This window comes from Bacteroides sp. AR20 (assembly GCF_964250605.1).
Lineage (GTDB): Bacteria > Bacteroidota > Bacteroidia > Bacteroidales > Bacteroidaceae > Bacteroides > Bacteroides uniformis.
The window spans coordinates 43,748-51,732 of record NZ_CAXUGK010000034.1 but is presented as its reverse complement, the minus strand read 5'-3'; the positions used below and the strand labels follow the sequence as shown (position 1 = coordinate 51,732).

4 protein-coding genes are annotated in these 7,985 nt (G+C 36.2%); all 4 read left to right on the top strand.

Annotated elements, in window-relative coordinates; translation table 11 throughout:
• Positions 1-368 precede the first annotated feature (368 nt).
• The 4 genes from mobV (at position 369) to ACESTD_RS15625 (ending at position 7,977) form a co-directional block, all read left to right on the top strand.
• Positions 369-1,772, top strand: coding sequence for a MobV family relaxase (gene mobV / locus ACESTD_RS15640; RefSeq protein WP_195289057.1), 1,404 nt, complete (start codon positions 369-371; stop codon positions 1,770-1,772).
• 148 nt (positions 1,773-1,920) lie between these two features.
• On the top strand, positions 1,921-2,328 hold the full coding sequence (locus tag ACESTD_RS15635; RefSeq protein WP_195289056.1) for a hypothetical protein: 408 nt from the start codon (positions 1,921-1,923) through the stop codon (positions 2,326-2,328).
• A gap of 1 nt (position 2,329) precedes the next feature.
• Complete coding sequence (locus ACESTD_RS15630; protein ID WP_195289055.1) at positions 2,330-6,373, top strand: ATP-binding protein; 4,044 nt, start codon at positions 2,330-2,332, stop codon at positions 6,371-6,373.
• 26 nt (positions 6,374-6,399) lie between these two features.
• Positions 6,400-7,977 (top strand): hypothetical protein, encoded by a 1,578-nt coding sequence (locus ACESTD_RS15625; RefSeq protein ID WP_195289054.1) that lies wholly within the window; start codon positions 6,400-6,402, stop codon positions 7,975-7,977.
• Positions 7,978-7,985 lie beyond the last annotated feature (8 nt).

Genomic DNA, 7,985 nt, shown 5'->3' with positions numbered 1-7,985 from the left:
GGTACATATTATGAACGCCATTGGTTTTTATGAATATACCAATTTTGTTCGGTTAAACATACCCATGGGTGGGGCACGTTTCAAATGCTACCCGGGTCCCTTTTCAAGTGTTAGCTACAATCCTGTATTGCAAAATCTCATTGACGAACTGGATTTGGTTCTGGTAGATGAATCCTAATGGTCAGGAGGATCCTTCAGGTGAAAGGCTTTATAAAATGCCGTAGCTTATTAGGGCATTTTCATCTTGACCACCTCCGATGTGGCAGAATGAAAAAGTCCCATAAGTTCTTGAAGATACCTGCTACACAAAGAGCGGTATTATATAACGGCATTTTATAGAACAATCGTTTAACTTAAAACAAATCACAATGAGTAATATTCAATATGCAGTATGCCACCTGCAACGTGGCAGTGGAAGTGACAGCGGTATGTCATGCCACATAGAGAGAAAGGATGCAAAGGGTAAAACATATGTGCCGGATAATGCCGATGCAAAACGGACACATCTGAATCGGGAACTGATAGAATTTCCGCAAGGAGTTGCCAACAGAACCGAGGCTATTCAGTATCGTATAGACCATGCTGGTTTACACCGAAAGGTCGGTAAGAATCAGACCAAGGCTATACGTATCATCTTGACCGGAACACACGAGCAGATGATGAAGCTTCAGCATGAAGGTAAACTTGACCAATGGATCAAGGCTAATCTGTCATGGCTAAAAGATACATTCGGTGAAGAGAATCTTGTGTCGTGTGTGCTGCACATGGATGAGAAGACACCCCATCTGCATGCCACCATTATACCCATCGTGACCACAGAACGCAGACGCAAGGAGCGTGAGGGTGATAAGAAATATGAAACTAAGAGTGGTCCACGATTATCCGCAGATGACGTAATGTCTCGTGGCAAGCTGTTCCAATATCAGAATACCTATGCCGTTGCAATGAAACCATTTGGATTGCAACGTGGTGTGGTGGGTTCTACGGCCCGACATAAGACTAATGGTCAGTACTATCGTGAGCAGATGTTGAAATACGAAGATGACATAGAGAGATTGCAGGCAGAGGTTGAAAAGGCACGTGAAGGTCGTTCCAAGATATTGTCATTCTTCGGTACGGGAGAATTGGCTGAAGCAAAGAAAAAACTATCGGATAAGGACAAGCAGATAGAAAAGTTACAGCAACGCATAGCTCAATTAGAACAGGAACTGCTGCAACTAAAGGAGCAACATAAGGCCGAACTAGCGAAATATCGTAATGGTTACATGGTGGAGATTGACAAGGCAATCAAACGGGCTGAAGTTGCCGAGCGAAAGCTCATTGCTCACGAAGCTACCATAGAAAAGCAGAAGCAGCGTATTGACACACTTGACAGAAAGGCCAATCCGCATCGATATCGCCTCTCATCGGGTGCAACACTCACAGGTATTCGCATATCGCCTCGCCACTCAAACATACCAAGCCTTCGCATTCAAACTAAGGTGGAAAATGAGACCTTTGAGGATGCGAAGTATTTCGAGTGGTACAATCCTGTTATACAAAAGTATCTGAATGGTGAGTTTACCGAATATGAACTTGTCAATGAAATCTTTGAGCCGTTTGAGCAAGTGAGCCAGGTTCAAGCCCAACTGCTTGGTGCTATATTTGAGATGCTTTCAGGTGGTCCAGCACAGACTCATGTTGGCACAGGTGGCGGTGGTTCATCATCGGATATGCCCTGGGGAGAGAAGAAGAATGATAATAATCTGACTACCTCTAGACGAAAACGGTAACTTTGGTCGCTAACGAATAAGGAAACTAACTTTTTTACAAGAGAATTGCAGATTTTCGGATATTTCTTCGTGAATCTGCAAATCCTTTTATATATTTGTGTCCAAATATTGACAATTCAAATAAGTCACAACAAATAGAAATGTGATTATGTTTTTAGATTTCATTGTAGATATAGCAGAAGTTGGTAATCAAGTTACTATTAGAACTAGTACCGAGACAATTGAGGGCGCAATTGTAAAATTGTCGAAAGAACTTATAGCCATTCAAAAAACAGATGGTTCTGTTATTATAAAAAAAGATTCTGATATTTCACATGTTGAGATTCATCCTACAGTGACAAATGAAATTGGAGGGAAAATGCAAACTAACGTTTCAAATAGCAATGTAAGGTCCGGTATTACTTTAATCAAAAACGACAAGGTAGAATCTTTTACTTGTCATATTTGTGGCAAGAGCAAAACTTCAAAAAAATATGCTATCGAAGTAAACAATCCAAATTCCAGAATATGCAATTCATGCTATGGATGGACTTTGGCGAGATTAGAAAACAAATAGTATGTATTTAGATTTTATTTTAGATATAGCTAAAGTAGGAGATATTATCAATATCACTACTAAAGAACAAACCATAGAAGGTGAAATAATGAAAATTTCATCTTCCTTAATTGCCATTAAAAAGACAAATGGCGCAGTCGTTTTTTGTAAAGATGAGGACATCATTGACCTGAAATTAAAAGCTACAGATAAATCAAGCAAAGAGGTCAAAGGCTCAAATGACTCTACTACTAATGATAGAACGAGTGTTGCTCCGATCACATCTACCCCCAAAGACGAACATCCTTCCAAGCCAAAACAAGCATTTGTTACAATCGGAAAATACGAGTCTAGTTGGGATCAAATAGACAGGAACAATCTAGTTTCTATCGTTTCTGAAATACAAAATTCACTGACGGTAACTGAAAAAAACACAATAGTTGCCTCGAATGCAAATGTGAATGAAGTAATTCGACGCTCATTTCGTGTAAGTACAGATGAACAACCTAAGTTGTCTGTCAATACATATACGATTATTGAGACTTCGTTAATGCAGGATCTTCTGCACTTTTCTATCGGAGACAGTTTACCAGTTGTAATATATTATCATCAGACTCCGCAGTTTGAAGTTAAAGGAGTATATCTAACCCTATCCCCAAACACTATTATTGGATATGTAGATTTGCTTAAGCAAGCAATTAGTGAAGGACATTATCGTCAAGCAAAAGCTCTTTGTTATTTCTTACGTTCTCAATCCATGGGGCAACAAGCACTTTGGAAAATTGGCAAATTGATCCAAGCGATGAAATGTGTCAATGCCTTTATCAAAGAAAAACTAGAAAGCATAAAGTCTGCGACTAAGATTCCTAAGGGATATAAGGAAATTGAAAAACAACTGAATGAACTAATCAGGAATGGAGAGCACGCGACCGCAATATCTACCATTGATGAAATATTAGATCAAACTTTAGTTGATAATAAATACAAAAGTAGCTTGCTCCTTAGAAAGGCACAAGCATATTCCTCTATAACAGATTATAAAAACGCTCAATTAGCCTATTCTTCATTGATAGAGTTTATCGAGTCTGTAGGAGGTGAGCCTAAGAACTTAAGTCATTTATATACAGAATTAGCCCGTTTACAAGCAATGGATAAAACAGACTTAAGTGACGCACAAAAATCTGTTGAAAAAGCATTGCGATATAATCCGCAAAACAAATATGCGGCAACACTGCTTGATCAAATCAAAACAGGTTCTTTATCCTCTGTTTCTATTGAAAGTTCATCAAGTTCAGTCTCAGACAATTCTGAAGATGATAAAGAATTAATGCTTGAAATAGACGATTCCGCATTAACTATCAGTAAAATGATTGATATTGATATAAAAGAACATAAGTTTAATCATGATCTAATCATATCTAATGGTGGAGTTCCGTCACCTTCAATTGCACAGTCTATTCTTGAAGAAGCAAAATCGTATAAAGGAACCGATCTAGGCGAAAGATACCCAATTTACCTAGAAGCCGCAAAAGCCTTCAGCGAGCTTCCTGTTGGTAGTTATGATTTGTCAAATTACATGGAGTCTGTTGCCTTTTATGCAGTCTATAAAGCTAATTTTCTTTTTAATCAGTTTAATAATGACATAAAATCGTCTAAACATTCAAATATACTATATCTAAAACGACTAAAAGATAGTGCTTGTAGTTATTACATTGAATCACTTAATTTGTTATCAAATACTAATACAAACATGTTAAGCATGATTCTTTGTAATTATATCAAATTGAATGTGGCGATTAGCAATTTTGAGAACAACCTTGAAGTTGATTTAACTGGAAATTTCAACAAGATATTTCTATCTTGTATCAACAGTCATAACCAAGCCGTCAATGATATTTTGTGGAAAACAATTATTGAAGTTGGATCCGCAAGTTCTAAAGCCTGGAATGAATTATGGTTTAACAGATGGAAAGGAGAATGGAGACGTGAGTTCCATAATGCATTAAAGGACAACACAAAACGTCCCGACATATACAACATAATTAATAGAATTAATGGAACAAACATTGAGACTAGCTTATCACCTGGAGTCTTTCTAAAAAAATCTTTATCATACAGACAAGAAAGGAATGTAAACTTCGCCAATTCGTTGTCAACCGTAGTAAAAGAAGAACTAAACATTCATCTTTTGTCTTCAATCCAAGAGAAATGGGATGTAGTTTCAAAATTAAGCGATCTTCTCAATGAAACAGAAACAGAATCAAAAATTGCAGCTGACAAGATTTTATTAATTCTAAGTCCTTACACAAATAGAAACCAAGTAGAAAGAACTAATTTATTAATTCAAGTACAAAGAATCATTGATGAACAGCTTGTTTTTATCAATGATAACACAACGTATTATGGAAGGACTTTTTTCTTTCCACTCTTAAGTAAGTGGAAAAGAGTAGTAATGAATGCTCTTGAAAAGAAAATCGCCGACACAATGCCACAGCTGGTTGTATTAGCTGACCCTCCGTATATAGTTGATCTTGACGGTTCCAAAGTAGTCAATCTACTCATCAAAAATAAAGGTGAAAGTACGGCAGAAGGATGCATTATGATTCCAAATGTAATTAACCTCACAACTGGCGCATCAATTAAAGGCAAGAATACTTACAAGAATGAAATTCCATCTGGTAATAATTTGGAGGTACCAATGAAATTACCTCCAGCAATGAACGAGGTTGAATCTATCAAGTTGGTAATGTCAATAAGTGCGATTTATCAAGGAAAGGAACTTCCATCTACGGAGTTTGAATTCACTCTGGAGAAAGAACCGGAATCAACATTGAAATACGAAGATATTCCATGGAATGATGGACCTATTCCTGTAGAGCAAATGTTTAAGGGCAGAAAACAAATACTTGAAATGTTGACTAAACACTATACGTCAATAGAAAGAGATAAGCCCTATATATTATACGGATTAACCAGGACAGGAAAAAGTTCAATATTAAAATATCTTAGAAACGCACTTGATAAGAAACAAATTACTATATCTGGTGAAAAATATTGTATTGCAACTTTTTACTGGGATTTATCACAAGCATCCAGCTTCGGAAATGCTCATGATATGTGGGAGTACTTGTTGTTTGACCAATTCAACGAGTACCTTGAACCATATATCGGAGCAGAAGGATATAAAGAATTAAATATGCCTGAGAGGCCTAGGGCAAAGGAACTCAATAATGCCTTGACGTTCTTACAGAAGAAGCATATTTACCCTATATTCTTTGTTGATGAGTTTTCTTTCATCAAGGTAATGATGGATAATTCAGTAGTAAACCCTGCTTTCTTGCACACATTAAGACAATTTTCATTTGAGGCAAAAGCGGGTTTCATATATGCAGGAACATATGATGTAGATGCATTGCTTGAAGATCCGAAATATGGAATTCAAGGGCAGTTGGTAGGTTGTAAAAAAGAACAAATCAGTGAGATTGACAAAGATTCTGCAGAGGAATTGATCCAAGTACTAGGAGATAAACTAGTCTTTACAAAGGAAGCTGTAGATCATATTCATCGACTATCTGGCGATGTACCTTATTTTGTCCAAATGATTTGCAAATATTGTGGTTTTTATGCAGTTGAAAATAAAAGATCTATAATTGGCTACCCCGAACTAGAACATGTAATCAAAATTTTGACTGGTGAAATTTCTCCTTCAGAAAACTCATTAGTCAAAACTCTTCCGGACAATGTATTCCAAAACAACATGTTTAGTCCAGCAGACCCTAAAGAAGTAAACGTATTGATAACAAGCATCGTTCATTTTAACAGGGAGAACAAAGAACATCCAAGAGGTGTAAGTATGGTTGAGTTGCAGGAATTATGGGCAGCCAAAAGAGTCTCTGCATTTACAGCAAAACTTGCAGATTCTATAGAACTTTTGACAAAGAAGAGAGTCTTAAAGGATGCTCTAGATGAAGATCTTCCTGTTTATACAATAACTGTAGATCTATTTAGAAGATGGTGGAGCATCCATCATCCTGATATAACTGTAGAGATTGGTACCATAATGTAATTATATTCGCTCAAATTAAAATAATTATGAACATCATACCTTTTCAAGTTAAGGACATATCGAATCCTAAAGAGCTTTTTGGCAGAGAAAAACTGCTCGATAATCTCATTGTTGCCGCAAAATTAAAACAAAACACCAATATTATTGGGGCAAGACGATTCGGCAAAACCTGTGTATTAAAGACCGTCTGCACTCTACTGAAAGAAAAGGAAGACATATCAGTTTATCCCGTTTATATAGATATAAAGACATCTGACATAAAAGGAACAGATGCCGTATATCGTCATATGATAGGCATATTAGTTGAATCATTATATAATAATGGTTTATTTACAGAACCAGAAAAATTCGGTAGTGTAGAGATCACTCCATGTGATGATTGGACAGAAATTGCTGAAAAGCTTGAATCTCTCTCAAGCACTAGAATACAATCTGTTTTTCAAAGACTAGTATATTGGCTTTCTGATTTATTAGACAGAACGATACTCTTCATGATTGATGAGTATGAATATCTCTTCAAATATGCTTTAGACTCAACATCTGGATTTATGAAGATGAGAACCATGAGTAGTGATACATTACCTAATGGCTCACGACCTTTCTGTTTTTGGCTTACAGGTGCAACACCTTGGGATCAATTAATAAGTGAAGTTCCTGGTTCTGGTGAAGCAAATACGATTTCGGGTTATGAGTATGTAACACCTTTATCAAAAGAAGCATTTCTGTCTATGTGGGAGAATGAATGCAAATTAGTAGAAGATACAAAATTGCGTGAGACTCTACTTAAAAACAAAGAATTTGCCTACGAAAAATCAGGAGGAGTACCATTCTACGGCAAAAACGTAATTGGTTCATATATATACAAAAATAATGAACTTCCTGATTATACAATATGCCAAGGTTATTTCCAAGAGCTTACAAATAAAGCATTAAATACAGGGGAATATTCAATATTAAAAGACCTGGCAATTGCACCTCGTAAAGTTCCTAATTCTAATAATTTTGAAAGTCTTAAGAATAAAGGTATTATATCCTTGAAATCAAAAGATTTGTATCATTTGCCTATTGGCTTCTTAAAGGACTTTATTATTGGAGAACTTTCCGGCAAGAAGACTCCAAGCATTCCGGAAACATACAACTTAATGAAGTCAATTACAGACCTCATAGAATTGATAAACAAACAAAGAATCAATTATAAGAAAAAAGTCGTATTTACACCAGTAATAGACGGAGATTCTTTAGCTGATGACTTACGTACACCATGCTATACAAAGGATCAATTATCTGATTTTGCTTCTGCTCTCTATAAATATTACTACGAAAGGCTTAAGAGCAGCAGAGACGAATTTGGACAATTTCTTTATGGAAAATTCGGCAAGTGTGTAGATATAGCAAGACATTCAATTGGAGGCGGTCATGAAATGGATAATTTCGAGCAACATCATGGACAATTCTCTAGAGCCGATTTGTATATTGAGATTATGGGTTCTGCTGATGAATTAAGTACCTCCCAGGAATACTATAAATTTCAGGTTGAAATGCTTAAGAGATTCAAGCTAACACTGGAGACAATGTTTAAGAGAATTAAGGAAAATAAAGCTTAATAAATTCA